Origin of the sequence: Kitasatospora sp. NPDC101155 (genome assembly GCF_044768305.1) — a bacterium.
Lineage (GTDB): Bacteria > Actinomycetota > Actinomycetes > Streptomycetales > Streptomycetaceae > Kitasatospora.
Genome location: NZ_JBIWPN010000001.1, coordinates 353,114 through 379,797 on the forward strand (window position 1 = coordinate 353,114; position 26,684 = coordinate 379,797).

General features: G+C 73.1%; 17 protein-coding genes, 3 tRNA genes and 2 pseudogenes. 9 read left to right on the top strand and 13 right to left on the bottom strand.

The annotated features are described in order from the left end of the window. Positions 1-116 precede the first annotated feature (116 nt). The gene (locus ACIRYZ_RS01710; RefSeq protein WP_402938158.1) at positions 117-1,778 is read left to right on the top strand and encodes a long-chain fatty acid--CoA ligase; all 1,662 of its coding nucleotides are present in this window, start codon (positions 117-119) and stop codon (positions 1,776-1,778) included. 58 nt (positions 1,779-1,836) lie between these two features. Here ACIRYZ_RS01710 and ACIRYZ_RS01715 read toward each other — a convergent pair whose 3' ends face one another. Then, complete coding sequence (locus ACIRYZ_RS01715) at positions 1,837-5,289, bottom strand: PAS domain-containing protein (protein WP_402938160.1); 3,453 nt, start codon at positions 5,287-5,289, stop codon at positions 1,837-1,839. A gap of 177 nt (positions 5,290-5,466) precedes the next feature. Between ACIRYZ_RS01715 and ACIRYZ_RS01720 the strand changes: the two genes are divergently transcribed. The 3 genes from ACIRYZ_RS01720 to ACIRYZ_RS01730 all read left to right on the top strand — a co-directional run bounded on the left by ACIRYZ_RS01720 (position 5,467) and on the right by ACIRYZ_RS01730 (position 5,903). Continuing rightward, positions 5,467-5,557, top strand: a tRNA-Ser gene (locus tag ACIRYZ_RS01720). A gap of 163 nt (positions 5,558-5,720) precedes the next feature. After that, positions 5,721-5,796: transfer RNA gene (locus ACIRYZ_RS01725), tRNA-Arg, on the top strand. Between the two features lie 31 nt (positions 5,797-5,827). Beyond that, a tRNA-Arg gene (locus ACIRYZ_RS01730) sits at positions 5,828-5,903 on the top strand. Between the two features lie 51 nt (positions 5,904-5,954). On the opposite strand, the gene ACIRYZ_RS01735 is transcribed toward ACIRYZ_RS01730, so the two are convergent. Both ACIRYZ_RS01735 and ACIRYZ_RS01740 read right to left on the bottom strand, forming a co-directional pair. Then, the gene (locus ACIRYZ_RS01735) at positions 5,955-7,157 is read right to left on the bottom strand and encodes a globin domain-containing protein (protein ID WP_402938163.1); all 1,203 of its coding nucleotides are present in this window, start codon (positions 7,155-7,157) and stop codon (positions 5,955-5,957) included. 14 nt (positions 7,158-7,171) lie between these two features. Then, entirely contained in the window at positions 7,172-7,582 is a 411-nt protein-coding gene (locus ACIRYZ_RS01740) for a globin domain-containing protein (RefSeq protein ID WP_402938514.1), read from the bottom strand. Between the two features lie 343 nt (positions 7,583-7,925). On the opposite strand from ACIRYZ_RS01740, the gene ACIRYZ_RS01745 reads away from it, so the two are divergent. From ACIRYZ_RS01745 to ACIRYZ_RS01755, 3 genes are all read left to right on the top strand, one after another. Continuing rightward, a complete protein-coding gene (locus tag ACIRYZ_RS01745) occupies positions 7,926-10,664 on the top strand; it encodes an Ig-like domain-containing protein (protein ID WP_402938166.1) in 2,739 nt (912 codons plus the stop codon). A 249-nt stretch (positions 10,665-10,913) separates the two neighbouring features. Next, complete coding sequence (locus tag ACIRYZ_RS01750; protein ID WP_402938169.1) at positions 10,914-12,191, top strand: SPFH domain-containing protein; 1,278 nt, start codon at positions 10,914-10,916, stop codon at positions 12,189-12,191. Then, complete coding sequence (locus ACIRYZ_RS01755) at positions 12,188-12,991, top strand: C40 family peptidase (RefSeq protein WP_402938172.1); 804 nt, start codon at positions 12,188-12,190, stop codon at positions 12,989-12,991. Before ACIRYZ_RS01750 ends, ACIRYZ_RS01755 begins: the two co-directional genes overlap by 4 nt. 19 nt (positions 12,992-13,010) lie before the next feature. Here the strand turns inward: ACIRYZ_RS01755 and ACIRYZ_RS01760 are convergent. Next, positions 13,011-13,643 (bottom strand): annotated as a pseudogene (locus ACIRYZ_RS01760) (aldo/keto reductase); the annotation flags it as partial. A gap of 390 nt (positions 13,644-14,033) precedes the next feature. Here ACIRYZ_RS01760 and ACIRYZ_RS01765 point away from each other — a divergent pair. Beyond that, positions 14,034-14,237: a hypothetical protein gene (locus tag ACIRYZ_RS01765; protein WP_393023243.1), complete on the top strand. Its 204-nt coding sequence runs from the start codon at positions 14,034-14,036 to the stop codon at positions 14,235-14,237. 54 nt (positions 14,238-14,291) lie between these two features. Here ACIRYZ_RS01765 and ACIRYZ_RS01770 read toward each other — a convergent pair whose 3' ends face one another. The 8 genes and pseudogenes from ACIRYZ_RS01770 to ACIRYZ_RS01805 form a co-directional block, all read right to left on the bottom strand. After that, positions 14,292-15,296, bottom strand: coding sequence for an endo alpha-1,4 polygalactosaminidase (locus tag ACIRYZ_RS01770; RefSeq protein WP_402938176.1), 1,005 nt, complete (start codon positions 15,294-15,296; stop codon positions 14,292-14,294). Between the two features lie 22 nt (positions 15,297-15,318). Beyond that, positions 15,319-16,011: a spherulation-specific family 4 protein gene (locus ACIRYZ_RS01775; RefSeq protein WP_402938179.1), complete on the bottom strand. Its 693-nt coding sequence runs from the start codon at positions 16,009-16,011 to the stop codon at positions 15,319-15,321. Beyond that, on the bottom strand, positions 16,008-16,925 hold the full coding sequence (locus ACIRYZ_RS01780) for an NAD-dependent epimerase/dehydratase family protein (protein WP_402938182.1): 918 nt from the start codon (positions 16,923-16,925) through the stop codon (positions 16,008-16,010). The genes ACIRYZ_RS01775 and ACIRYZ_RS01780 overlap by 4 nt, the downstream gene beginning before the upstream one ends. A gap of 125 nt (positions 16,926-17,050) precedes the next feature. Continuing rightward, a pseudogene (locus ACIRYZ_RS01785) lies at positions 17,051-17,752 on the bottom strand (NDP-sugar synthase); the annotation flags it as partial. A gap of 75 nt (positions 17,753-17,827) precedes the next feature. After that, a complete protein-coding gene (locus ACIRYZ_RS01790) occupies positions 17,828-18,820 on the bottom strand; it encodes an SDR family NAD(P)-dependent oxidoreductase (RefSeq protein WP_380612972.1) in 993 nt (330 codons plus the stop codon). 83 nt (positions 18,821-18,903) lie between these two features. Continuing rightward, positions 18,904-20,463 carry a hypothetical protein gene (locus ACIRYZ_RS01795; RefSeq protein ID WP_402938186.1) on the bottom strand — a complete coding sequence of 520 codons (1,560 nt, stop codon included), beginning with the start codon at positions 20,461-20,463 and terminating at the stop codon, positions 18,904-18,906. After that, on the bottom strand, positions 20,460-21,974 hold the full coding sequence (pelF, locus tag ACIRYZ_RS01800) for a GT4 family glycosyltransferase PelF (RefSeq protein ID WP_402938189.1): 1,515 nt from the start codon (positions 21,972-21,974) through the stop codon (positions 20,460-20,462). The genes ACIRYZ_RS01795 and pelF overlap by 4 nt, the downstream gene beginning before the upstream one ends. Positions 21,975-22,088: 114 nt before the next feature. Next, positions 22,089-24,431: a hypothetical protein gene (locus ACIRYZ_RS01805; protein ID WP_402938192.1), complete on the bottom strand. Its 2,343-nt coding sequence runs from the start codon at positions 24,429-24,431 to the stop codon at positions 22,089-22,091. Between the two features lie 415 nt (positions 24,432-24,846). Here ACIRYZ_RS01805 and ACIRYZ_RS01810 point away from each other — a divergent pair, with 415 nt between their 5' ends. Further along, entirely contained in the window at positions 24,847-25,734 is an 888-nt protein-coding gene (locus tag ACIRYZ_RS01810; RefSeq protein WP_402938194.1) for a tyrosine-protein phosphatase, read from the top strand. Positions 25,735-25,746: 12 nt separating this feature from the next. Here ACIRYZ_RS01810 and ACIRYZ_RS01815 read toward each other — a convergent pair whose 3' ends face one another. After that, a complete protein-coding gene (locus tag ACIRYZ_RS01815) occupies positions 25,747-26,667 on the bottom strand; it encodes an RNA polymerase sigma factor SigF (protein WP_402938197.1) in 921 nt (306 codons plus the stop codon). Positions 26,668-26,684: the final 17 nt, after the last annotated feature.

The following is a 26,684-nucleotide window of genomic DNA, read 5'->3' on the forward strand; positions in this document are numbered from 1 at the left end:
CGGAGTCAGGATGCTGACAGCGGGCGGGCGGGGCGGCACAATCGGGCACGTCCGCGCATTACCGGCCGGTAGGTGTGTCGCGGGCGCCGCCAGTGCCGCCAGGTCGAGGAGGACCCGTGTTCAGCACGATGCAGGACGTACCGCTCACCGTCACCCGGATCCTGGAGCACGGGTCCACGATCCACGCCCGCTCCACCGTCTCCACCTGGGACGGCACCGGGCCGGTCGTCCGCAGCTACGCCGAGGTGGGCGCCCGCGCCGCGCAGCTCGCGTACGCGCTGCGGGACGAGCTCGGGGTGACCGGGGACGACCGCGTCGCGACCCTGATGTGGAACAACACGGAGCACCTGGAGGCGTACCTCGCAGTCCCCGCGATGGGGGCGGTGCTGCACACGCTCAACCTGCGGCTGGCCCGCCACCAGCTGTCGTTCATCGTCAACCACGCCGCCGACCGCGTGATCATCGTCAACGGCAGCGTGCTGCCGCTGCTCGCCGCCGTGCTGCCGGAGCTCGCGCCCACGCTCAAGCACATCGTGGTGGCCGGCCCCGGCGACCGCTCGCTGCTGGCCGGCTTCGCGGGCGGTGTGCACGACTACGAGGAGCTGATCGCCGACCGGCCCGTCGACTACCCGTGGCAGCGGGACATCGACGAGCGTCAGGCCGCCGTGCTCTGCTACACCTCGGGCACCACCGGGGACCCGAAGGGCGTGCTCTACAGCCACCGCTCGATCTACCTGCACTGCATGCAGGTCAACACCGGCGACAACTTCGCCTTCACCCCGCGCGACACCGCGCTGCCGGTGGTCCCGATGTTCCACGTGAACGCCTGGGGCATCCCGCACGCCGCCTTCATGTCCGGCGCCAACCTGCTCATGCCGGATCGTTTCCTCCAGCCCAAGCCGATGGCCGAGATGATCGCCGCCGTCCGCCCCACCGTCAGCGCCGCCGTCCCCACCATCTGGAGCGGCCTGCTGGACGAGCTGGACGCGGGCGACTACGACACGTCCAGCCTGCGGATGGTCGTCATCGGCGGCAGCGCCTGCCCGCCCTCGCTGATGAAGGGCTTCGACGAGCGCCACGGCATCCGGGTGCTGCACGCCTGGGGCATGACCGAGACCTCCCCGCTCGGCTCCTTCGCCCAGCCGCCGGGCGGCCTCACCCCCGAGGAGGAGTGGCCGTACCGGATCACCCAGGGCCTCTTCCCGGCCTCCGTCGAGGCCCGGCTGATCGGCCCGGGCGGTGAGCGGATGCCGCACGACGGCGTCGCCGCGGGCGAGCTGGAGGTGCGCGGCCCGTGGATCGCCGGGGCGTACTACGGCGGCGCCGGGCAGGACCCGGTCCGCCCGGACGACAAGTTCTCCGAGGACGGCTGGCTGCGCACGGGAGATGTGGGCACCATCACCGCCGACGGCTACCTGACCCTCACCGACCGGGCCAAGGACGTGATCAAGTCCGGCGGTGAGTGGATCTCCTCGGTGCACCTGGAGAACGAGCTGATGGCCCACCCCGAGGTGGCCGAGGCCGCCGTGGTCGCCGTCCCGGACGAGAAGTGGGGCGAGCGCCCGCTGGCCACCGTCGTGCTGCGCCCCGGCGCGACCGTCGGGCTGAAGGAGCTCCGGGCCTTCCTGGCCGAGCGGGTCGCCTCCTGGGAGCTGCCGGAGCGCTGGGCGATCGTCGAGTCGGTGCCGAAGACCTCGGTCGGCAAGTTCGACAAGAAGGTGATCCGGGCCGGCTACGCGGCCGACGAACTGGACGTCACGGTGCTCGGCAAGGAGTAACGAGGCGCGACGGCGAGGGCCGGCCACCCCGATCGGGGTGGCCGGCCCTGCGACGTGCTCAGCCCGCGGCGGCGACGCCCGCCTCGCCCATCGCGCCCATCCGTCCGAGCAGGTCGACGATCCGGGACTGGACGTCCTCGCTGGTCGAGCGCTCGGCGAGGAACAGCACCGTCTCGCCGGTGCGCAGCCGGGGCAGTTCGCGCGGGTCGAGGTCCACCGAGGTGTAGACCACCAGCGGGGTGCGGTGCAGCCGGTCGTTGGCGCGCAGCCAGTCCAGCAGGCCGACCCGCCGGCGGCGGATCTGGAACAGGTCCATCACCACCAGGTTGGGCTGCACGCTGGCGGCCCGGGCGACCGCGTCGTTCTCGTCCGTCGCGTGCTCGACGTGCATGCCGCGCCGCTCCAGGCTGCTGATCATGGCGGCGGCGATGTCCGGGTCGCCCTCGACCAGCAGCACGCGCGGGGCGTGGTGCTCGCCGTCGCGCGGCGCGAGGGCGCGCAGCAGCACGGCCGGGTCGGCGCCGTACGCGGCGTCCCGGGTGGCCTGGCCGAGGCCGGCGGTGACCAGCACCGGGACCCGGTTGTTGAGCGCCGCAGTGCGCAGCGACTGCAGCGCGGTGCGGGTGATCGGGCCGGTCAGCGGGTCGACGAAGAGCGCCGCCGGGAAGCCGGCGACCTGGGCGTCCACCTCCTCGCGGGAGCGGACGATCACCGGCTGGTAGCCGCGGGCCTGAAGAGCCTGGTTGGTGGCCGGATCGGGCTCGGGCCAGACCAGCAGTCGGCGGGCGTTGGCCAGCTCACCGGCCGTGGCCTGCGGCTGCTCGGCCGAGGACGTCCCGTCGGCGGGCGGGAGCTCGGCCATCGGGCGCGGCGCGGTCCGGGCCTCGGCCGGTACGGGCGGCTGCGGCGGGACGGCGGGCACCGGCGGGGTGACGAGCGGGCGCGGCGGGGCGAGCTCGGCCAGGCCGCTGCCGACCGGGCGCGGGGCGCGCTGGTCCTCGGCGGCGGGCAGTGCGGGCCGGGCGGGCTCCAGCGCGGTGCCGGGACCCTGAGCGCCCTGAGTGCCCTGGGCGTCCTGGGCATTCTGGGAGTCCTGGCCGGCAGCGTTCTCCGGCGCGGGACCGGGCGGCACGGAGAGCCGACGGCGGCGGCCGGTCGGCGCGGCGGCCGGCTCGGCCGGGGCGGGCGCGGGACCGGCGGGCAGGGCGTGCTCCAGGCCCGGGTACACCGGGGCGTCGGTGATCCCGGGCAGCGCGAAGCCGCCCGAGGAGTCCTCGGCGGAGGGCAGGGCGCGGCGCCGACGGGGCTTGGCCTCGCCGCCGTCCTCGGCGGGGGCGTCGGCCAGCTGCGCGGGGGCGTCCGAGGGCGCGGGGCCGAGCGCGAGCGGCTCGCGGCCGCCGGGTCGGCTCTGCTGCGGGCGTCCGCCCTCGACCGGCACGGCGTAGGCGGGGCCGGAGCGGCCGTCGTCCGTGCCCCACGGGTCGCTCTGCCGCGCGTCCGGGCCGGCCAGGCCCTGGCGGCCGTACGCGGGGTCGTTGCCGGTGCCGTTCCACTGTTCGGGGACGGCCCGCTCGACCCGGGCGGGGGCGTTCGGCCACTGGTCGGCCGGGACGGCCGGGGCGGTGGTGGCCGCGGGGTCGGCGGTGGGCTGCTCCTCGGGGGCGGGCCTGCCGCGGCGACCGCGCCGCTCGGCCGGGGGCTCCTCGACGGGCGCCTGCTCCGGCTCCGGGGCTTTGCCGCCGGGCTGCTGGGGAGCGGGAGCGGCGGTAGAGGCGGCCTCGGCCGCCTCGCCGCTGCTGGGCAGCTGCGGGATGCCCGGCAGTTCGGGCAGGACGGCGCTGTCGGTCTCCTTGGGCCGGTCCGAGCGGCCCTCGGAGGCGGCGCGCTCGGCGGCGGCCTTCGCAGCGGCCGGGTCCAGCGGCAGCTCGACGACGTAGGTGGTCCCGGCTTTGCCGGGCAGCTCGTGCGGCTGGAGGACGCCACCGTGACGCTCGACCACCGCGCGGGCTATCGGCAGGTGGACGGGGCTGCCGCCGATGCCGGGGCCGCGGATCTCGACCCGGGCGACCTCGCCGCGCTGGGCGGCGGCCAGCACCACGGTCGGCGGTTCGGGGGCCGTGACCGGCGAGGTCGGGCCGCCCAGCCCGGGAACGGAGAGGCCGGGGGAGGGGGAGGCGGGGGCGTCCAGCGACAGGCCGACGCCGCTGACGTCGGCGACCAGGTGCGCCAGCGCCTGAGCGAGCCGCCGCTCGTCGGCGATCACCTCGACCGCGGCGGCGTGCACCGAGAAGCGCACCCGGCCGGGGCCGACCAGCCCGCCGGCCTCCTCGACGGCCCGGCGGACCACCTCGTCCAGTCCGACCGGCACCTGCTTCGCGGCCTTCCGTCCGCCCTTGCCGTCCTTCGAGTCCTTGCCGGCCTTGGCGTCCTTGGCGTCCTTGCCCTCCGTCGGGCTCTCGCCGGCCTCGGAGCGCTGGTGTTCGAGTACGCCGTCGATCAGCTTGCCGAACCGGCGGCACTCGTCGGCGAGCCGGCGCAGGGTCCAGTTGGCCTCCGGCCAGAGCTGCCCGGCCGGGTCGGCGGCGAGGGCGTCCAGCCGCTGGTTCAGCGTGGTCAGCGCGCCGCCGAGCTCGCTCTCCAGGACGGCGGTGAGGTGCTCGTTGCGGGCGATCAGGGCGAGCTCGCGGCTGCGGTCGGTGAAGGTCATCACCGCACCGACCAGCTGGTCACCGTCCCGGACCGGGGCGGTGGTGAGGTCGACGGTGACCGGACGGCCGTCCTTGCGCCACAGCACGGTGCCGCGCACCCGGTGCTTGCGCCCGGAGGTCAGGGTGTCCAGCAGAGCGGACTCCTCCAGCGCCAGCGGGGTGCCGTCGGCCCGGGAGTGCTGGATCAGCGGGTGCAGCTCGCGCCCGCCCAGCTCGCTCGCCCGGTACTCCAGGATGTGCGCGGCGGCCGGGTTGACCAGCACGCAGCGGCCTTCGAGGTCCACGCCGAGCACGCCCTCGGCGGCGGCCCGCAGGATCATCTCGGTCTGCTTGTGCTGGCGGCGCAGCTCGGCCTCGACGCCGAGCCGGCCGGAGAGGTCGCGGACCAGCAGCAGGAGCAGGTCGGAGGAGGACGGCGGGCGCGAGCCCTCGCCGTACGGGTCGTACGGCGCGAGCGGGGAACGCGCGTAGCCGTCGTCGTCGGCGAAGTCGTTGCCGGAGACCTCGACGGGGAAGGTGGTGCCGTCGGTGCGGTGGGCGGTCATCCGGACCGGACGGTCCAGGGTGTCGCCGTCGCGGGTGGCCGGGCGCATCGAGCCGGGGATCCGGCTGGGGTCGAACTCGGGCAGCAGCCCCAGCACGCCCATGCCGACCAGCGAGGTGCCCGGCGCCTGCAGCGCCTGGACGGCCGCGCTGTTGGCGTCCACGACGGTGCCGTTGCTGTTCACCAGCAACAACGCGTCGGGCAGGGCGTCGAGTATGGCGGCGAGGCGAGCAGCGCCTCGGATCGGCCTGCTGCTCACGTCGACAGGTCTCCTCGGCTCAGGGCAGCTCCTCCGGAGTCGGCAGTATCTCATTCTTCTTTGCGGCGGGGACGACCCGCCTAGTAACGTTGGCGGTGGTTGGTGCCGAACCCCAGGGTTGTGGCATCATCACTGACACACGGAACGGGTCCGCTCACGCGGATACGGTCCATGTGGGGAGGCTTCGCCTAGTCCGGTCTATGGCGCCGCACTGCTAATGCGGTTTCGGGGTTATTCCTGATCGAGGGTTCAAATCCCTCAGCCTCCGCAGCCGGGAGCCCCGTCGACGATCTTGTCGGCGGGGCTCTTCGCATGTCCGGGGCGTGCTCGTCGGCCGGCCCGGAGGGGCCGGATCAATCGATTTCGTCCTACGTCGCAGGTCATGTAATGTTGTCCCCGCAACGCCCCGAGGACAACGTTCACCAGGGCGAGCGCTCATAGCTCAACGGATAGAGCACTTGACTACGGATCAAGAGGTTGCAGGTTCGAATCCTGCTGAGCGCACCAAACTCCGCAAGATCGGGTTCGCCCGTTCCTTGCGCTCATAGCTCAACGGATAGAGCACTTGACTACGGATCAAGAGGTTGCAGGTTCGAATCCTGCTGAGCGCACCAGCGAGAAGCCCCCGGCCACCGGCCGGGGGCTTCTTCGTTCCATGGCGCCGGTCACTCCAGCTCGGTCCGGTTGATCCACGGCACGTCCCGGTGGTCCAGGAACCAGTCCGAGCTGGTCAGCGGACGGTTCCGGTTGAAGGTCACCGGCGCCGGGTCGTGCTGGACCAGCCCGGGGTCGGAGCCCAGCGCGAGCAGGAGGTCGGTGAGCTCGGCGACCAGCTCCGGCGGGCCGCTGAGGTGGACCTCCCAGTCGGTGAAGTCGCCGTGGCCGAGCAGCGTCTCCCGCAGCAGCGCGGTGGCCCCCTCCGGGCCGACGCAGTGGTCGGGGGCGGCGGTCAGCACCTGCAGCCGCGGATTACGGGCGAGCAGTCGCCGTACCGTGTCGAGGTCGTACTGCCCGGCCGCCGAGCGGGCCGCCAGCAGGACGGTGGCCGTGCGCTCCGGTTGTTCGGCGGCGAGCTGCTCCACCAGCGCCTTGGTCTGTCCCCAGCCGCTGCCCCCGGCGACCAGCAGCAGCGGCCGGTCCGAGGCCGGCGCGAGCACCGCGTCGCCGAGCGGCGGCCCGAGCCGCAGCAGTTCGCCGGGCATCACGTCCTCCACCAGGACGGGACTCAGCTGCCCGCCGGGCACCCGCCGTACGTGCAGCTCCAGGCTGCCGTCCGGGCGCGGCGCGTTGGCCAGCGAGTACGGCCGCCAGACCCGGGGCATCCGGGGGCTGCTGAGTGTGACGTACTGGCCGGCGGTGAAGGGGTACGGACGCATCGGGGCCAGGGTGAGCACGACCAGGTCGGCCGCGGCCCGGCGGCGGGAGGCGACCTCGGCCTCCCACCAGGCCGGGTGGTGCTCCGGGAGGTCGGCGGCGGCCTCGGTCATCACCTGGGCGATCACGGTGTAGGCCTCGGTCCACGCCTTCTCGGTCTCCGGCGTCCAGGAGTGGCCGGAGCACTGCCGCAGCGCGGCGATCAGGCTGGCCCCGACCGCCGGGTAGTGCTCGGGCGCGGCCTGGAACTTGCGGTGGTCGCGTCCGAGCGCCCGCAGGTACTCGGTGAGCCGCCCGGGCTCGTCCAGCCGCAGCACGATCCGCGTGAGCGCGGCGAACAGCCGGTCCCGCTGCTCGTGCAGCCGGGCGGGGAAGAGCGGGCGCAGCCCGGGGTTGTGGCTGAACAGGTGGGTGTAGAAGAAGGTGGTCAGGTGGTCGGCGCGGCGCTCGACGACGGCGAAGCTGGCGCGGATGACCGCGGGGTCGTAGGGCACCGCGCGGCTCCCGGCTAGGCCGGCCGGGCTTCGGTGAGCGCCGCGCCCATGGTGTCGCTGACCACCGCGTAGACGGCGGTCCAGGCGGCCTCGGTCTCCGCGGTCCAGGCGTCCCCGGCGTAGTGCGCCAGGGTGGCGAGCAGGCTCGCGCCGACGGCCGGGAAGTGCTCGACCGGCGCGCCGTACCGGGCGTGCCGCGCGCCGAGGTCGCGGAGCAGCCCGAGCACGGTGTCGGTGTCCTCCAGGTGGGTGACGAGCGCGCCGAGTGCGGCGAACAACCGGTTCCGCTGTTCGCCCAGGTGCTCGGCGAAGAGGCCGCGGACACCGGGATCGTGCTCGAACAGATGCCGGTAGAAGTATTCGGCGACGGCCGGGCCGTGCGGTTCCACGACCGCGAAACTGCGCTTGACGAGTACGGGGTCCATAGTCACGGGGCCCGACTCTACTGAGCGGACGGGTAATTCGAACAGAGTCCCTTGACGAATGGTCAGGTACCGGACGTCGCGTCCGCCGGACCGGCCGGGACAGCCCATTCCGGTCGTCCGGTCGGGTTCGGCCGTCCGGGTGGGACCCGTAGTCGCCCCATGGATGAAATGCGGCCCTTTCGGCTACATCCCGTCCTGCTACCCGGAGGGCTGCCAAACGGGTGGGACACGGTCAAAAGCACAGGTGTCGCGGTATGACCGGTCCGGTGCCGTGATTCCGTTTTTGTCGGATCTTGTGCCCGGACTGCCCGCCACCCGGCAGCCGACCGTGAAGGAGAGCCGGATGAGCCGACGGTTTCCCCGCACAACTGCCGCCCTGGCCGTTCTCGCGGCCGGGCTGCTGACCGGCCTGAACGCCCCGTTCTCGGCGGCCCAGCAGTCCCCTGACACCTGGTCGGGCGAGCGGCGGGCGGTCCTGCCGTCCGGGCTCTCCGTCCAGTTCGATTTCGCGCCCGCGCCCGGTGCCGCCGTCACCGCTGAGCCTGGTCAATTGGCGGACCGTTCCGGAGGGGGGTATTCCGCCACGGTGTACACGGACGGAATGCGTTCGGGGGATCCGGCGCAGACCTTCGGACCCGTCCCGGACCGTCCGCAGTCGGACGGTTCCTGGCGCACCGTCGGAACCCTGCGACTGGGTTTCTCCCGACCGGTCCGCAATCCCCGGCTGCACCTCAGCGGACTGGCCGTGGTCGCCACCGGGAAATCCGGCACCACCAGTACCGCGGCCCGGCTGACCCTCACCGGCGGCTCGCCCGCCGCCCCCACCCTGGTCGACCGCACCGACTGGCCCGGCTGGACGGTCGACGGCAACGCCCTCGCCCCCCGCGGCGCCGACGGTTCCACCGACGGCGCGGCCGGATCCGCCGCCGAGGGCACCCTGGAACTCGCCGGGACCTTCCGCACCGCGGTGTTCAGGGTCGAGCAGCGCTCCACCGCCCGGGCCGGGAGCACCACCGCCCCGCCCGTCCTGCGCCAGGCCTACACCGTCACCGTGGACGAGGACCTCGGCACCGCGCCCCAGGCCTACGGCAACGCCTCGCACGTGGTCTCCGACCTCTTCCTGGGCGCCGACGCCGTCACCCCGCCCCGGCGCGACCGCGGCCGGGTCGGCAGCGCCACCACGGACGACGAGCCGCTGGTCCAGCTCGACCACGGGGCCGCCCGGCGCGCCAACCCCTTCGCCGGCCCGTACGCCGCCCCGCCGCCTCCCGAGCGGCAGCCCGGCCGCGGCGAGTACCGGGGCGTCGACCCGTCGATCGGCTTCCCCGCCGAGGCCGCGATCGGCCACTACTACCGGGTCACCGTCCCGGTCGCGGTGAGCGACCAGCCCGCGACCCTGGCCGGCTGGATCGACTTCGACCACAGCGGCCGGTTCGACCCCACGGAGCGGGTGCAGACCGAGGTCCGGGCCGGCGCCGACACCGCGACCCTGGAGTGGACCGTGCCGTCCGGCGCCGCCCCCGGCGAGACCTGGGCCCGGCTGCGGATCGGCCGTGACGCCAGCCAACTCGTCCCCTCCGGGGGGTTCGCCGACTCCGGGCAGGTCTCCGACCAGCGGATCAAGCTGACCGTCGGCGCCGCGCGGCCCGAGATCGCCGAGCCGGTCGACGGCGCCGTGCTGGCCGACGCCCGCCCGCAGATCCGCGGCGAGGGCGCGGTGGCCGGCGCCTCGGTGGAGATCCGGGACGGCGACCAACCGCTCTGCAAGGCCCGGGTGGAGCGGGGCGGCGACTGGTCCTGCCGCCCCGGCGGCGCGCTCCCGGCCGGCCCGCACAGCCTCACCCCGGTGGAGGCCACCAGCGGAGGGGTGGTGCTGCGCGGGGAGGCCGTCAAGGTCACCGTGAAGACCACCCCACCGGCCGCGCCGGTGCTCACCCTCCCCGCCTACACCAACGACCCGGGGCTCCAGCTCACCGGCACCGGCGAGGCCGGCAGCACGGTCTCGGTCACCGACCGGTCCACCTCCACCGAACTGTGCAGCAGCGCGGTCCGGTCGGACGGTGCATGGTCCTGCCTGCCGGTCGAGAACCTGGCGGACGGGAGCCACCAGCTCGCCCCGGTCGCCGTCGACGCGGCGGGGAACCGGACGGTGGGGCAGACGGTCACGCTGGTCGTCGACACCGTGCCGCCGGCCAAGCCGGTGCTCATCTCGCCGGCTGCGGGGGAGGTGCTGAAGGTCGGCCGGCCGAAGCTCGGCGGGCGGGCCGAGCCGGGATCCAACGTGCTGGTCACGGCGCGGGCGGGGGCGGCGGGTTCGGGTAACCGCACGGTGCTGTGCGGGGCGGTGGTGGCGCTGGACGGGAGCTGGACCTGCACCGCCAACCGGGATCTGACGGACGGGGAGCAGTGGCTGACCGCCACGGCGACCGACCTGGCGGGGAACGGGACGTCGGCGGACCCGGTGCGGGTGCGGGTCGCCGCTGCGGCGCCGAGTCCGACGGTGTCGGCTTCGGCGGTGGCCAGTCCGAGCGCTTCGGTCCCGACGGTGTCGGCTTCGGCGGTGGCCAGTCCGGGCGCTTCCGCCCCGGCGGTGCCTGGCGCCGCAACTCCCGCTTCGGCGAAGCCCGTTGTGTCGAGCCCGAGTGCGGCGGTGCCGGCGCTCGCGCCGGTCGTGCCGGGGCTGCTGCCGGTCGTCCCACCGGTGGTCGGGGCCCCGGCGGCGTCGGCGGTGCCGGTGTCGTCCGCTCCGTCCAGGCCCACCATCCCCGCCGCCCCGATCCCCACGGCTCCCAGGACCCCTGCGCTCCACGCGACTTCCCCGGCGGCCACCGCGGCCACCGCGGCCGACGAGCCCCGGCCGGCCGCTGACCAGGGCGAGCCCGAGGCGGGCGGGTCCAGTGCCCGGCCGCTGCCCGTGCCGCCGGCCGAGGCCGCGTTGACCGAGGCCGCGCAGGGGCCCGCCGGTCAGTCCCGGGAGGCCGGTCGGCACGGCGCGCTCGCCGGGGCGCTGCTGGTCCTCACCGGACTGGGGCTGATCACCCGTCGGGTGTCCGCCCGTGGACCAGGTGTCCGACGGCGCTGACCTGTGCCGAACCGTCCCGACTACCCACTCGTGCGCCCAGCCCTCCCCCGGCCTCCGGCCGGGGGTGCCCCCCGCTTCGCCCACTCATGCGTCTGCGCATCAGGCCGACTTTGGACGATTCGTCAGTAAATGTCGACACACCTCAGCTAAATGTCGCATTTGATGACGTATGAACTTAGCCTGATTCCGGCACTGCCCGTCAGATCCGGGCCGCCCGTTGCGCGACACACCGACCCAGAGGATCCGTGCATGGACGTCACCCGCGATTCTTCGCAGCGACCCGACAGCCGGCCCGAGGCGCTGCCTCCAGCCTTTCCGGATTGTTCCGCCTTCGACGTCAGCCCGCTGAACATGGTCTCGACCGTCAAGGCGGACGAGGCCGCCACGTCGGTCCTCCCGGCCGACGGCGGACCGGCGACCACTCCGCTGGCCGTCGTCCCCGGCCCGTCCTCCGCCAGCCCGGCCGACCGGCGGGATCCGCCGGAGACGGCCGTCCCGGAGACCGTCGAACTCCCCGAGGTCGTCGCCGGCGCGCCCGCCGCCGCCTCGCGGCGCCCCCCGCGGGCCGACCAGACGCTGCGCGAGCACAACGCCACCACCCTGCCCGGCTGGCTCGCCCTGCTGGTGGCCCTGCTGGGCCTGGCCGGTGTGGCGTACGTGCTGCTGCGCACCGGGGTCATCCCGCACTGGGACGCGCTGCCCGAACTGCGCGGCTCCGCCGCCCAGGAGAGCGGTCGGGCCGAGGTGGACGCCCAGGCGATCGCCGCGGTCAGCGCGGTCGGCCTGCTGGTGGTGTTCGTGCTCGCCGGCCTGCTGGCGAACGCGGGCGGCGAGACCCGGGTGCTGACCCGCTGGGGCCGCTACCGGGGCACGGTGCGCAGGACCGGGCTGGTGTGGGTCAACCCGCTGCTGCGCCGCCGCCGGGTGGACGTGCGGCTGCGGCACTGGCGCAGCGAGCCGGCCAAGGTGGTCGACCGCACCGGCACCCCGATCGTCGTCCGACTGCTGATCGTCTGGCGGGTCAAGGACACCGCGCGGGCGCTGATGGCGATCGAGGACCACGAGCGCTACCTGCGCGAGCAGGTCCAGGCGGTGCTCACCTGCACCGCGTCCACCCTGCCGTGCGACAGCAGCGCGGCGCCCGGGCCCGCGCTGCGCGACGGGCAGTGGTTCGCCGGCGAGATGACCCGTGTGCTGGCCGCCGAGGCCGCCCCGGCCGGCCTGGAGGTCTACTCGGTGCAGCCGCTGACGCTGGACTACGCGCCCGAGGTCGCCGAGTCGATGCGCCGGCGCCGACTGGCCGACCTGGACGCGGGCCTGCGGACCGTGCTGGTCGACGACGCGGTCGAGGCGGCGGCGCTGGCCGTCCGCCGGCTGGAGCGCGCGACCGCGCACGAACTGGACGAGGCCGCCCGCAGCGCGCTGATGAAGCAGTTGCTGGTCGCCTTCGTCGCCCCGGCCGGAGTGGCCGCCTCGGTACCGCCCCCGGCCGCCCGGGCCGGGCGGAAGGAAGGACGACCCGCATGAGGATAGCCACCGGCACGTACGCCGATCCCGACTTCGACCTCGACGCGGATCCCGGTCTGATCGGCTTCGAGGAGCGCCTCGGCAGCATCCCCGCGATGACGGGTTGCGGCTGCCCGAACTGCGCGGGCCGGCCGCGCACCGCCCGCGCCGCGGTCGCGCCCGGCGGCGGCCGAATACACCGCGCCGTGCGAAGCACCTGCCTGGCCACCACCGTGCTGGCGGGCGCCGGCGTGGTCGGCCTGACGGCCGGAGCCGGGTCCGCGCACGCCGCGGCCGGCAAGCAGGGCTGGGACGGTTCGAAGTACTGGTTCAGGAACGGCGCCGGTGAGTGGCGCTGGACCGGCCACTACGACGTCTACGCCAGCCGCACCGGGCGGTCCGGCGGCGGTCCGGCCCCGGCTCCCAGCCGGCCGTCCTCGGACGCCACGGCGTCCTCCGGGAGCACGGAGGCGGCCATCGGCTACGCGCTCGCCCAGCTGGGCAAGCCGTACGTCTGGGGCGGCAACGGCCCGTCCGGCTACGACTGCTCCGGGCTGGTCCAACAGGCCTACCGGCGCAGCGGGATGAGCCTGCCGCGGGTGGCCGACGACCAGTACGCGGCGACCACGCCGATCAGCGCGGGGCAGCTGCGCCGCGGTGACCTGGTGTTCTGGTCGGACAGCGGCCGGGCCTCGGGAATCCACCACGTGGGGATCTACCTGGGCGACGGCACGTTCGTGGAGGCGCCCCGGCCGGGCAGGACCGTCCGGATATCGACGCTCGACTCGGGCTACTACCCGACCCACTTCGGGCGGCCGTAGCCCCGGGGCCCGGTAGGGTTCACCGGGAGGCGGCGTCCAGCAGGGCGGTCTGCTCCGGGGTGAGCTTCAGCCCGGTGGCGGCCAGCAGCGGGGGCAGCTGGTCGACGGTGCGGGCGCTGGCGATCGGGGCGGCGACCGTCGGGCGGGCGGCGAGCCAGGCCAGGGCGACGGAGGCGGGGGTCACGTCGTGCTCGGCGGCGACCGAGTCCAGCGCCTCCAGCACCTTGGGACCGCGCGGCTCGGCCAGGTAGCGGGCGGCGCCCTCGGCGCGGGCGCTGTCCACGTCCGGGCCGCCGGGGCGGTACTTGCCGGTCAGGAAGCCCGAGGCGAGCGCGTAGTACGGGACGGTGGCGAGACCGTGCTCGGCGACCGCGTCGGCCAGCGGGCCCTCGAATGTTCCACGGGAAACCAGGTTGTAGTGCGGCTGCACCGCGACGTACTTGGCCAGGCCCTCGCGCTCGGCGAAGGCCAGCGACTCGGCCAGCCGCTCGGCGGAGATGTTGGAGGCGGCGACCGCCCGGACCTTGCCCTCGCGGACCAGCCCGTCCAGCGCGGTGACGAACTCCTCGACCGGGGTCCCGTCGTCCCGGTGGGTGTAGTACAGGTCGATCCGCTCCACGCCCAGGCGGCGCAGCGAGGCCTCGGCGGCGGAATCGTTGGCCCCACACCCCGATGGTCACCCTTCGTGGTAGCCTCGTCACGCTGATGTGAGGCGATGGTCAAGCTCTGCATCGGCCTACCGCCGGGCTGGCGGGAAGTCAGGTCTGTGGAGCTGATGTAAGACCGATGGGCGGCACACCGTCCCTTTGCTGGTAACCCAGGTCGGCAATTGGCTGCGAAGCGGAAAGTCCTACCCGCGAGGGTTGGATCCTCTGGTCTTGGCCGGAGGATGATGTCAAGTCCGCAGTCAACCCGACTGTGCGCCAGCGCATTCCGTGCGCTTTGCGGACTTCACGCCCCCCGTCGCGCGGCGAGGGCGCGTGTCGTCCGGGGAGGGGTCCGGGGTGTGCCTGAGGTGGGCTGATTCGTTAGAGTCCGTGCCATGGCTGACAACGACTACGACCCCGCCGGTAGCACCCAGATGTTCCGGGCGTTCGTCGACGAGAGTCCGGCGCGCCAGGCACCGGGCTCCGTCTCCACCTACGGCAGCACCAACAACAACAAGAGTCGCACCGGCGTGATCGCGCTGGTCGCCGTCGTCGCCCTGGTCGTTCTGGGCGCCGTCGTCTGGCTCGCGGTCAAGTGACCCTCGCGCGGGTGGCCCTGGTCCGGGTCACCCGCGCGACGGGAAGCACAGGCCCTAGCAGGGCTTGCGCCAGGCGTTGAGGTCGAGCTTCTTCTGCATCGAACTGAAGTTCAGCGCCTTGGTCTTGGCGCAGAACTGGTCCGTGTCGAGCTTGTACTCGACGTGGAACACCGCCTTGCCCGCCTTGATGAAGGGCGAGACGCGGTCGCACTCGTCGAACTGCGAGCACTCCTCGTTGACCGCGAAGTCGAAGTCCGGCAGCAGCGCGGGGATCTGGTCCAGGTCGTTCTTCAGACCGATGGCCAGGCCGCGCTCGTGCGCGAGCTGGGCCAGCATGCGGTTGTACGCGAGCTGGTCGTCGGGGGTCAGCGGGAAGCCGCTGTTCTGGTTGTAGGCCTCGATGGTGTCCGGCTCGATGGCGTCGAAGCCCTTGCTCCTGCACATGTCGAAACGGGCCGCCATCAGCGGCTTCAGCTGGTCGAGCTTGCGGATGTCGAACCACTTCTCGCCCTTCCAGCCGGTGTCCGAGCCCTGCAGGGCCTTGGCGAAGGCGTTGGAGTCGGGGCGGAAGTCCTCCCAGGACCCGGCGTTGATGTAGCAGATCACCTTGCGGCCCTTGGCGTGCAGCGCGGCCACCACCGAGGCGTCGTTCTCGAAGCCGTCGATGTCGTAGACCGGGACGTCCACCGACTGGTCCACGGTGCCGCCCAGCTGCCACTGCCAGGCCAGGCCCGGAGCGGGCTGCCAGCGGGCGCCGGCCGGGGCCGGGGCGGTGGCGCCGGGCGGGGTGCTGCTCCCCGGCGGGGTGGCGGGAGCGGTGCTGGCGCCGGGTGTGCCCGGGGCCGTGGTCCCACCGGTGGTGCCGGGCGTGCTCGGGGTGTCCGTGGCGGACGGGGTGCCGGGGGTGCTCGGCGCGGTGGCCGCGGGAGAGTTGCTCGGGCTGTCGTCGGCCGAGTCCCGGTCGTCCTCCGAACCGGAGCTGCTGCACGAGCTGACCAGCAGGGCGGTGGCGGTGGCGAGGGCCAGGGCGGCCGGCAGGAGCCGGGTACGGCGGTTCACGGTAGTCGAACTCCGGATCGGGTCAGGTCAGTTCAGCGGCGGTCAGACCGTACGGCAGGGTGCGCCACGGGTTCTCGCCGGCGCCGGGTACGGCGCAGCCGACGCCCGCGCGCCGGGCGGCGATCAGTGCGGAAGCGTCCAGGGCGGCGTCGGCCGGGACGTCGTAGACCAGGTGGCAGAAGCGGGAGGCCGCGTGGCGGCCGGTCCACAGCGGCAGCGTCATGGTGCGGTAGGTGTCCCAGTCGCCCTCGAAGGTGACCAGCAGGTCGGCCAGGCCGACCTCGGCGTAGCCGGGGTCCGGGTGCTCGCCGTGGCCGAACACCACGGTGCCGCAGCCGGCCGCCCGGGCGGCCGTGGCCAGTCGCCGGTAGTGCGGCAACGCGCCCGGCTGGGTGGCGACTTGGTCGAGGTACACGCCGGTGATGCCGTGGCGCTGACGGTACGTCAGGATGTCGGCGACCACGGCCGCGTGCGGCCTGCGGCCGTAGTCGGTGTCGGTGTAGCCGACCAACGGCAGGCCGGCCGCGCGGAGTTCCTCGGCGGCCTCGGCGAAGACGTTGTCCGGTACCTCGCCCGGACCGTCCGCGAGGTTGAGCACCACGGCGGCGATCCGGACGGGGTCGGCGGCGGCGACCGCCCGCCAGGCCGCCGGGTCCACCGCGGGGTGGACGTACAGCGGCACCAGCAGGCGGCCGTCGGGGGTGGTCCCGGTCATGCGACCACCGGGGTCGGGGCGTGCTCGGCGGTGCTGAGCCACAGGTCGCGCAGGGTGTCGGCGAGGTCAGTCGCCGGGTGCCAGCCGAGCTCCCGGGCGGCGGCCGACACGTCGGCCTGCTGCCAGGAGACCGTGGCCGAGCGCTCCGAACCGGTGCCGCTCTCGTCGATCCGGCCTGTGAAGCCGGCCGCCGCGACCAGTCCGTCGGCGATCGCCCGGACCTGACGGGCCCGCCCGGAGGCGAGGTTGAGCACCCGGGGGAGCGGACGGTCGGCGGCGACCGCCAGACCGACCGCCTCGGCGATGTCCCGGGCGTCGACGAAGTCGCGGTAGGCGGAGAGGTCTCCGACCGTGACCACGGCGTCGGCGCCCTCGGGCGCCACCCGGCGCAGCTCGGCCGCCAGCCGGCCGGGCAGCGAGCCCGCCGGGGCGCCCGGGCCGACCGGGTTGAACACCCGCAGCACCACCGCGTCCAGCGACGAGCCGGCCACCGCGAGGGAGCCGGCCAGCTTGGTCGCGCCGTACACGCCGACCGGGCGGGCGTCGGCCTCCTCGGACAGCGAGCTGCCCTCGGCGCAGACGCCGTACTCGCCGGCCGAACCGATGTGCACCAGGCGGGCCTTCGAGGCGCCCAGGGAAAGCGCCTCGCAGAGCACCGCCGGGCCGCGGGCGTTCACCTCGGCCAGCTTGACCGCACTGCCGGCCACCGCGCCGGCGAAGTTGACCACCACGTCTGGGGCCAGCGCGGCCAGTTCCTCGCCGAGCGGGCCGGCCTGGGCGGTGCCCAGGTCCAGCCGGAGGTCGTGGGTGGGCCGTCGGCCCGCGGTCAGCACGGTGGCCCCGGGCAGCGACCGCAGGACGGCGGAGGCATGACGGCCGAGGAAGCCGTCGCCGCCGAGTAGCAGAATCCTCACGCGGCTCGTCCGTCACTCTCGGCGCCCGCGGTGGCGGGCTCGTCGGCGGCCTCGTCCGGGGCGGTGCGGGCGGCCGGGACCGGCAGCTCCGCGACGCCCGGCACGACGCCGGTCGACTCGAAGGGCATCAGCACCGGGCGGATGGTCGAGAACTCGGCGTTCGCCCGGTCGTAGTCGTCCGGGCGGCCGATGTCCAGCCAGTAGCCGCCGAAGTCGTAGGCGGCCGGCGGGGTGTCGGCGGCCAGCAGGTCGAGCACCAGCTCGTCGAAGCCCAGCGGCAGGCCGGGGGTGTACTTGGCGAGCGCCGCGCGCGAGACGCCGTACACGCCCATCGAGACGCGGTAGTCGATGCTGGGCTTCTCCTGGAAGCCGGTGATGGTGCCGGAGTCGGCGGTCAGCACACCGAAGTCGATCTTCACCTGGCGGGCGTAGGTGGCGATGGTCAGCGGGGCGCCGGACGCCTCGTGGTGCTTGAGCACTCCGGCGAAGTCCAGGTCGGTGAGGATGTCGCCGTTCATCACCAGGAAGTGCTCGGGCAGGCGGTCCTGCATGGTGAGCAGTGGGCCCATGGTGCCGAGCGGGCTGTCCTCCACGGCGTAGCCGACCCGCAGGCCCCACTGGGAGCCGTTGCCGACGTACGCGCGGATGATGTGGCCGAGGTGGCCGATGGCCAGGGTGACGGTCTTGAAGCCCGCGGCGGCGAGCTGGCGCATCACGATCTCCAGGATCGCGTGCTGGTCGCCGATCGGGACGAGCGGCTTGGGAAGCGCGGTGGTGTACGGGCGGAGGCGGACGCCCTTACCACCGGCCAGGATCACTGCGTGCATGGTGTTTCCCCCACGGAAAGGATGTGTAGGACACGAATCCCGGTTACCAGGACGAGCATGATCGTTCGAGGCAGGTCAGACGTTGTAGATGTCGGTCTTGTAGCGGGCCAGGTTGGCCGGGTCACGGAAGAACTCGATGGTCTGCTCCAGGCCCTGCTCCAGCGTGAACTGCGGCGCCCAGCCGGTGGCCTCGCGAAGCCGGGTGGCGTCCGCGACCAGGCGCATGACCTCGGAGTTGGTCGGACGGATGCGCTGCTCGTCCTCCTTCACCACCAGGTCCACGCCCATCAGCTTGCCGACCAGGGTGACCAGGTCGCCGACCGAGATCTCGCCACCGGTGCCGGCGTTGAAGGTCCGGCCGACCACGGTCTCGGCGGGCGCGGTGCCGACCGTGCGGAAGGCGTTGGCGGTGTCCTTGACGAACATGAAGTCGCGGGTCGGGCGCAGGTCGCCGAGGGTGATCTCGGTCTGGCCGGCCGCGACCTGGGCGATCACGGTGGGGATGACGGCGCGCATCGACTGGCGCGGGCCGAAGGTGTTGAACGGGCGCAGGGTGACGACCGGGGTCTCGAAGCTGGCGTGGTAGCTGTCGGCCAGCCGGTCCCCGCCGGCCTTGGAGGCGGCGTACGGGGACTGGGTGTTGATCGGGTGGTCCTCGGTGATCGGCACGGTCTGCGCGGTGCCGTAGGTCTCGCTGGTGGAGGTGTGCACCAGGCGCGGGATCTCCAGGTGGCGCACCGCCTCCAGCACGTTCAGGGTGCCGGTGACGTTGGTGTCCACGTACGAGTGGGGGGCGCGGTAGGAGTACGGGATCGCGATCAGGGCGGCCAGGTGGTAGACCGCCTCGGTGCCCTTGACCAGGCCGTTCACCGAGCCCGGGTCCCGGACGTCGCCGAGGATGATCTCGACCGAGTCCAGCACCTCCTCGGAGAGGGTCTCCAGCCAGCCGAAGGAGGAGAAGGAGTTGTACTGGACCATCGCGCGGACGTGGTGCCCGTCGGCGACCAGGGTCTCGACGAGGTGGGAGCCGATGAAGCCCTCGGCTCCGGTAACCGCGACGCTGCTCATGCGGGATTCGCTTTCTCGATGTACGGGGACGGCACGACGCTCTGTGGTGGCCGGCCGGTGGTGCCTCGGCTGAGGCGGACTTTTCAGCGGTGTTGGGTGGTGCGGCCGAGCGCGGGCCCGGCGATGGCGGTGAGGACGAGTGCGGCCGCCCCGCAGCCGATCAGCTGCAGGACGATCGGGTCCGCACCGGTCAGCAGCCCGGCGCTCTCGGCGACCGCGGCGGCCAGACAGATGAGGGCGGTGCTCCAGCTGAACCCGAAGGCGTTCAGCAGCAGCGCCAGCCAGAGCGAGCCGCCCAGGAGCAGCATCGCGCCGAGCTGCGGCACGCCGAGCGAGGGGGCGCCCGGCCACAGCACGGTCGCGGCGGCGTCCAGCGCGGCCACGGTGGTGAGGTAGATGAACAGGCAGCCGAGCAGGATCCCGCCGGTGCGGCGGGTGAACTGCCCGGTGGTGTGGCTGGTGCGCAGCGCGGCCACAGCCATCGCCCGGTAGCGGAACAGCAGCCACTCGGCCAGGCCGAGACTGAGCGTCAGCGCGATCATGGCCGGGCCGGTCGGGGTGGTCTTCACCTCGTGCACGGGACGGGCGTGCACGAGCTGTGCCGGGGTGTGCACGGCGTGGGAGGCGGCGTGCACGGCCTGGTGGATGGTCTCGCCGAGGCCGGCGATCAGCGTCAGCGCGCCGCAGGCCAGGCCGAACAGCAGGTGCGGGAGCTCCTGGCTGAGCGCCAGCTTCAGCTCCACGTCGTCCCGTTCGCCGCCGCGGGCGGCGACCAGCAGCTCACGGACGGCCAGTCCGACCGCCAGTGCCACCGAGGCGAGCAGCACCACCGTACGGACCACCTGGGGAACGTCGACGGCCAGCACCACGCCCGCGCCGACCGAGGCCGGTGCCAGCGCCAGCAGCAGGAACTTCTCCCGCCCGAGCACCAGCAGTGCGGTGGCCGCGCCCAGGTAGCAGGACTGCCCGGCGGCGAACCACAGCGCGCCGAGCGGCCCGCCGACCACGTACGCCGCCGCCGAGGCGAGCAGCGCGCCGACCGGTGCGCCGACGGCCAGGCAGACCGCGGCCTCCCGGCGGCGCAGCCTGCCCAGCCAGCGGTACGCGCGGTGCGCCAGAGCCTGGTTGAAGCCCCAGCTGACCAGGGTGGCGACGGACAGCGCGAGCATGCCCGAGGGCAGGCCGAAGCGCATCCGGGTGGTCGCGAACAGGTTGGCGCCGAGCAGGTAGCCGAGCCCGGGCAGGGCGAACACCAGGCCGCGCACCACGCAGCGCCAGGGGTCGGCCCGCCAGGGGTTGGCGAACTCGGAGCTCGGGCCGGGGTAGTGGCGCTCGACCTTCTCGAATAGCTCCTCGGCGACGGTGAACGCGTCGGGGCGGCCGTACAGCAGGGCGGCCTGCTCGTCGGAGAGGCCGTCGGACTCCAGGAAGGCCGCGATCTCGTACGGGTGGACGGCGTCGGCGCAGATGTCCCGCAGGCGCTCGGCGAGCTCGTCCAGCGGGTCGGCGGAGAGCCCGAGCTGCTCCTCGGGCTCGGGCTCGACGGGCGGGGCGGGGCGGCGGAGCTTCAGCGGCAGGGTGCGCAGCTGCATCGTCCGCTCGGCGCCGCCCTCGTCGGGAACGAGCCTGATCGGACCACTCATGCGCCCACCTCGCTCGGCTGGGGCTGGGCGGCGGCCAACTGGTCGTTCCAGTCGGGGCTGGGGACTTCGTCGGTGACGGCCACCACGCCGCCGGGCATCCAGCGGGAGGTGCCGAGGAGCTCGGTGTAGATGCCCCGGAAGCCGTCGATGTTCTGGCGGAGCGTGAACTGCTCGATGACCCGCAGCCGGGCCCCCTCGCCGAGCCGGGCGCGCCGTTCGGGGTCGCGCAGCAGCTCGATCGCGGCGGCCGCCATCGGCTCGGGCTCGCGCGGCGGGACGACCAGGCCGGTGTCGCCGACGGCCTCGCGCACGCCGCCGACGTCGGTCGAGACGGTCGCGCGGCCGCAGGACATCGCCTCGATCAGGGTGAACGGGAAGCCCTCGCTGATGCTGGAGAGCATCACCACGTTGCCCGCCGCGTACGCGTCGGTGATGTCGGCGACGCGGCCCTCGAAGGCCACCGAGTCGGCGATGCCGAGCTCGGCGGCCAGGGCTATGCAGCCGTCCCGGTACGCCTCGCCGCCCTTGGGAGTGCCCCCGAAGAGCCGCAGCCGCGCCTCGGGGATCTCACGGTGGACGATGGCGAAGGCCCGGATCAGCGTCTCCAGGTCCTTGATCGGGTCGACCCGGCCGGCCCAGCTGAGGGTCGGCGTCTCGGGCTCGGGCCCGGCCGGCGGGAAGGCGGCCGGGTCCACCCCGTTGTAGACGGTGCGGATGTGGGCGGACGGTGTGCCGCCGCGCTCCTCCCAGCGCCGGTTGTACCGGTTGCCGGGGGTGACCAGCGCGGCCTGCCGGTAGCTCTCCTCGGCGAGCATCCGGTAGAAGCCGAGCAGCAGCGCCTTGACCGGCCAGCGGTAGGGGCCGGTGCGGTAGCCGAGGTAGCGCTCGCGCAGGTAGATGCCGTGCTCGGTGAGCAGAAACGGTACGCCGTACTGCTGGGCGGCGATCAGCCCGGGCAGGGTGGCCAGGCCGCCGCTGGCCGCGTGGGCGACGCCGTCGGTGGGCGGGTCGACCGAGAGCGGCCGCAGGGCGTGCTCCAGCAGGTCGGTGGCGTTCAGCGCGTCGTGCAGGGTGGGTCGGGAGACGGCGGTGGGCAGGTAGTCGCGGGTCCACACGTGCTGGAGGGTGCGCAGGGCGCGCTCGCTGCGCAGCGCCGGGCTGAGCAGCCCGCGCCGGGCGAGGTCGGCGAAGCCGTACAGCTCGGTGCCGAAGTGGGTGGTGTAGACCGGGTCGAGGATGGAGTGCAGGAAGCGCTCGTACGCGTTGAGGAAGCGCCGCATCTCCTTGCCGCGCGGCGGACGGGCCTCCGCGGCAGGGCCCCACAGCGGCGCGGTGGTGACCGACCGTACGTTGGCCGGCAGTTCCCAGGCCAGTGCCTCCTGGCCGGTGCCGGTGACGGCGATGACGTCGAAGTCGACGTCCGGCATGCCTTGAACGAGCTGGTCGCACCAGACGCTCACGCCGCCGTGCTGGTGCGGATACGTCCCCTCGGTGAGCAGGGTGACGCGCATCTCCTGTCCCCCCTCCTGTTCTTGCGTCGGTTGTCCGGCCTGGGTGGCCGGAGCGGGCGCCGTGGCGGGGCCGGGCCGGTTGCCCGGCCCGACCCCGTCAGCGGGTGGTGCGGGTTACCGGTTGCCGGAGCGCCCGGTGGTGCTGCCGTGCGAGGCCGTCCCCCCAGAGGCCTTGCCGGACTTGTCGCCCTGGCCGTTGTCGCCGTTGGCGACGCCCTTGCCGGGCACCGGGGTTCCGCTGCCGGGGACGAGGGACGTGGCGGGCTTGCGGGTGGTGTCGCTCGGGCCCACCGGGACCGGGGTGGTGACACCCTGCGGCACGACCTTCTTGTCCGCCGGGGCCGGGGCCGGGACGGACTTGGCCGCGATGCTCGGCGCCACGGCGGCCGGGGCGGCCGGCGCGCTGCCGGAGGGGAGCTGCAGGGCGACGCTGCTCTGCAGGGCGCCCGGGGACACCCAGCCGGAGAGCGTACCGGCGTAGGCCGAACCGAAGGCGGTCGATCCGATGGCCAGCTTCTGAGCAGTTCCGGTCGGCACGGTGGCCTGGATCTGAACACCGGCCGGCGCGCTGACGGTGACGCTGTTGCCGACCTTGTACGCGGTCACCTGACCGGAGGCGACGGCCGAGTTCCAGGCCGCGCGGCGCTGGAACTCCAGGCCGATCTCGCGCTCACCGAGGTTCACGATCGGGGTGTTGTCGGCGTACAGCGAGCGGTAGGTGCCGAGGATCTTCTCCAGCACCGGGTACAGGATGCGGCCCTCGGAGAGGTTCGACTGGTGCACGAAGTGCGGCCGCGGGTCGTTGCTCAGCACGTGGCCGAGGTCGATCCGGGCCTCCAGCGGCACGATGTACGACTGGTAGCCGGTGGTGGTGTCCAGCGGCTTGGGCAGGCAGGTGGAGTTGGCGTTGTTCTCGCAGACGCCGCTGCCGCCGTTGGCCTTGCTGGTGTAGATCCAGTTGTACTCGTCGGCCTCCTCCTGCGCCGTGCCGGCGTTGTAGAAGACGTTCATCGGGTACCGCGGCACGGTCAGCGTGGACGGGCCGACGGGCCGCTGGGCGGGCTCGCGGGAGGCGTCGCTGCCGGTGAACTTGATGCCGTTGGCGGCGAGCGCCGGCGCCAGGTTCGGGTTGTCGCTGGTCTCCTGGGGGGCGGTCAGCAGGCCGGAGTGCTCGCCGGTGACGAGCACCTGCGGGTCGACGTTGAGGCCGTTCTTGGTGGCCCAGTCGAAGTTGTTCTTGATCTGGGTGGAGATGGTGTTCTGGTCGACCCAGACGGTGTTGCCCGAGGCGTCCTTGGTGCAGCGCCACGGCACCACGCTGACGTCCTGCACACAGCCCAGGTACGGGTGGGTGTAGGTGTGGTTGACCCAGCGGTAGCTGTTCTGGTCGGCGATCATCTGGTTGGCGGTCGGGTCCACCGTGGTCTGGTGGTCGGCCTTCCAGTCCTCGCTGCCGCCGCCGTTGAACACCATGTCCAGCGTGAAGTTGTTTGCGGTCTGCCACTGCTTCAGGTAGTTGGCGTCGTCCGGGGTCATCCGGATCGGGTTGGCACTGTCCGGGGTGCCGGGCGGGCAGGTGACGTCGCCGGGGGTGCACTTGAGCGTCGTGTCCCAGCGGTCGTCGGCCAGGAACACGTCGTCCACGTGGGTGGCGAAGTAGTTGCGGTCGTAGCCGAGGTGGACGCCCTGGGTGATCCAGTCGACCATGCCGCGGGCCAGCAGCCGGAACTGCTGCTGGTACTGGTTGTAGACGAAGGTGACGACCAGTTCCTTGCGGCCGTCGTGGGTGTACTCGCCGACCAGCGAACCGCGGGTGGTCGAGTTGGGTATCTGCGCGTCGACCAGAGGGACGAAGGAGGCGCCGGACGGCAGATTGGCGAGCGGGGTCGCCAGGTAGCCGTAGCTCTCACTGACGTTCGGGTCGTTGTCCTCGAACGGCACGCCGCCCTTGAGGTACCCGAACGGGCCCGAAGTTCCGGCCGCGGTGGTGGCGGCCTGGAATCCGTCGAGGGTCCCGACGAAACCGGGATTCTGCGCGTAGTTCAGACCGACGGCCGGGCTGGCCCAGGTGTACGCGTCAATCTGCCGCACGTTGAAAGCGGCTTCGTAGGTCGCGATCGCCGTCATCTCGGCGGCGCTGTTGGGGAAGGGGTTTTCGTTGGGCAGCACGATGCCCTGGTACTTCCCCCGCGGCAGCCCGTTCAGCGTGTCGCTCAGGAAAGCCGCGTTGATGACGGGGCGGTTGGGGTCATTGAGGCTGACGACCTTGTACGGCGTCCCCTGGCTCTTCAGCTCGGCGGTGATCGCCGCGACGGACGGACCCCCGTCGTCGATGACCAGGACGGTGAGGTCGATCCTGGGCGGCGTGGTGTCGCCGTGGGCCAGGGTGGTCTGCAGGCCGCTGGCCAGCAGAACTGCCGCTGCGCAAGCGGCAACTCTTCGGGTCGCTCGACCCATGGTTGATCCTCCCCTTGGGGCCGGCGCAGCGCTGCTCCGCGCTCGCCCGCCCGTGTAGCTGTTCGCGGGCAGCAGGCTGCCCGGCGCCCATCCTGGTCGAGGGTCGACTGTGCGAGGGACCAATTGGGCGAGAGTGCAGCGAACCTGTTACCAACGTTCATGGCGAAGCCATGGAGGCGCTGATTGTGACCGCAACCGGACCGCCCACGCAAATAATGAATTGAAAATGAAAAAACGGAAGCCGAGTGCTACAGCTGGTTACCGAGTGTGCGGCTCAGGCGGTTCCGCAGGAGACCTACACTGTCGTCGTTGCGCATGACACCCTTGCACATCTCGCCGGTCTGACGGCAGGTTCATGCAATATCGGGCACCGCTGTGCCATGTGACAGTCTGAATATGCAATGGAGGCGCGCGGGTGACCGATCGGCAGATCGAGTCCGAGCGAATCGGAGACGCACGGAATGCACTCCCGGAGCCGGACGCGGCGGTGCTGGTCGGGCGCAGCCTCGGCCTGCGCGGCGCGGTCAACGCCCGGGATCTGGGCGGCTGTCGGACGGCCGACGGGCGGTCGGTCCGCGGCGGAGTGGCCCTGCGCAGTGATGGCCTGAACCACGTCACCGCCGAGGACCTCGGACCGCTGGGCACGCTCGGCCTGCGCCGGGTGGTGGACCTGCGCAGTGCCGAGGAGATCCGCGAGGCCGGCCCGGACCGTCTTCCGGACAGTGTGATCCTGCACCATCTTCCGCTGCTGGCAACGGACTTCGACATCCACCTGACGCTGCGCAGTGCCCTGTCCGACCGCAGCGCTCGCAAGCAGCGCGCCCTGCTCGGCGGTGGCCGGGCGGTCGCGATGATGACCGGCCTCTACCGCTGGTTCGTCACCGACGCGCAGGCCCGGGAGCGTTTCGCCGACCTGCTGCGGCTGCTGGCCGCGCCGGACGGGGTGCCGCTGCTGTTCCACTGCTCGGCCGGCAAGGACCGCACCGGCTGGGCCGCCGCACTGGTGCTGACCGCCCTGGGCGTGGACCGCGAGACCGTGCTCGCCGACTACCTGCTCACCAACGAGCGTTCCGCCCCGGTGGTGACGAGGGTGCTGGACGACTTCGGCAGCCGCGGCCTGATGCGCGAGCCCGAGCTCCTCCTGCCGGTCTTCCGGGCCGACCGCGCCTACCTGGACGCGGCCTTCACGGAGGTCGAGGCCGGCTGGAGCGGCTTCGACGCGTTCTGGCGGGAGGGGCTCGGGCTGGACGAGGACGTGCTCACCGGGCTGCGGACCAACCTGCTGGACGGCGGCGGCGGTTGAGCCGGCGAGGGGTCAGCCCTCGCTGATCAGCCCCGCGCGGAGCTGGGTGAGCGTCCTGGTGAGCAACCGGGAGACGTGCATCTGGGAGATCCCGATCTCCTCGCCGATCTGCGACTGGGTGAGGTTGCCGAAGAAGCGCAGCATGATGATCCGGCGTTCGCGCGGCGGCAGCTTGGCCAGCAGGGGCTTGAGCGACTCCCGGTACTCCACGCCCTCCAGCGCGAGGTCCTCGTAGCCGAGCCGCTCGGCCAGCGGCCCCTCGCTGTCCTCCTCGCCGGGGCTGGAGTCCAGCGAGCTGGCGGTGTACGCGTTGCCCACCGCGAGGCCCTCGACCACGTCCTCCTCGCTGACGCCCAGGCAGGTGGCCAGCTCGGCGACGGTGGGGGAGCGGTCCAGCCGCTGGGACAGCTCGTCCCCGGCCTTGGTGAGCGCCAGCCGCAGCTCCTGGAGCCGCCGCGGCACCCGGACCGACCAGCTGGTGTCCCGGAAGAAGCGCTTGATCTCGCCGACCACGGTCGGCATCGCGAAGGTGGGGAATTCCACCCCGCGCTCCGGGTCGAAGCGGTCGATCGCCTTGATCAGGCCGATGGTGCCGACCTGGACGATGTCCTCCATCGGCTCGTTGCGGCTGCGGAAGCGCGCGGAGGCGTACCGGACCAGCGGCAGGTTGAGCTCGATCAGGGTGTCGCGGACGTAGGTGTGCTCCGCGCTGCCCGGTTCCAGGGCGGCCAGCCGCAGGAACAGCGAGCGGGAGAGCGTCCGGGTGTCCAGCCCGGAGCCGGGCGGCGTCTCGGGCGGAGCTCCGGGGCCGGGCGGCTCGGCGACGGGCCTTTCGAGGGACGTGGCCCGCTGGTGCGGGATCCGCTCCTCGGCAACCACGGTGCCCTCGGCCTGACCAGCGTGGATCTCCGCAGTGCCCAGCTCTCCGGACATGCACCCACCCCCTTGTG

Coding starts and splice junctions, on each gene's coding strand:
- ACIRYZ_RS01745 (WP_402938166.1), top strand. CDS start 7,926: ATGAGCCGACGGTTTCCCCGCACAACTGCCGCCCTGGCCGTTCTCGCG.
- ACIRYZ_RS01765 (WP_393023243.1), top strand. CDS start 14,034: ATGGCTGACAACGACTACGACCCCGCCGGTAGCACCCAGATGTTCCGG.
- ACIRYZ_RS01815 (WP_402938197.1), bottom strand. CDS start 26,667: ATGTCCGGAGAGCTGGGCACTGCGGAGATCCACGCTGGTCAGGCCGAG.
- ACIRYZ_RS01740 (WP_402938514.1), bottom strand. CDS start 7,582: ATGGACCCCGTACTCGTCAAGCGCAGTTTCGCGGTCGTGGAACCGCAC.
- ACIRYZ_RS01750 (WP_402938169.1), top strand. CDS start 10,914: ATGGACGTCACCCGCGATTCTTCGCAGCGACCCGACAGCCGGCCCGAG.
- ACIRYZ_RS01805 (WP_402938192.1), bottom strand. CDS start 24,431: ATGGGTCGAGCGACCCGAAGAGTTGCCGCTTGCGCAGCGGCAGTTCTG.
- ACIRYZ_RS01755 (WP_402938172.1), top strand. CDS start 12,188: ATGAGGATAGCCACCGGCACGTACGCCGATCCCGACTTCGACCTCGAC.
- ACIRYZ_RS01775 (WP_402938179.1), bottom strand. CDS start 16,011: ATGACCGGGACCACCCCCGACGGCCGCCTGCTGGTGCCGCTGTACGTC.
- ACIRYZ_RS01795 (WP_402938186.1), bottom strand. CDS start 20,463: ATGAGTGGTCCGATCAGGCTCGTTCCCGACGAGGGCGGCGCCGAGCGG.
- pelF (WP_402938189.1), bottom strand. CDS start 21,974: ATGCGCGTCACCCTGCTCACCGAGGGGACGTATCCGCACCAGCACGGC.
- ACIRYZ_RS01790 (WP_380612972.1), bottom strand. CDS start 18,820: ATGAGCAGCGTCGCGGTTACCGGAGCCGAGGGCTTCATCGGCTCCCAC.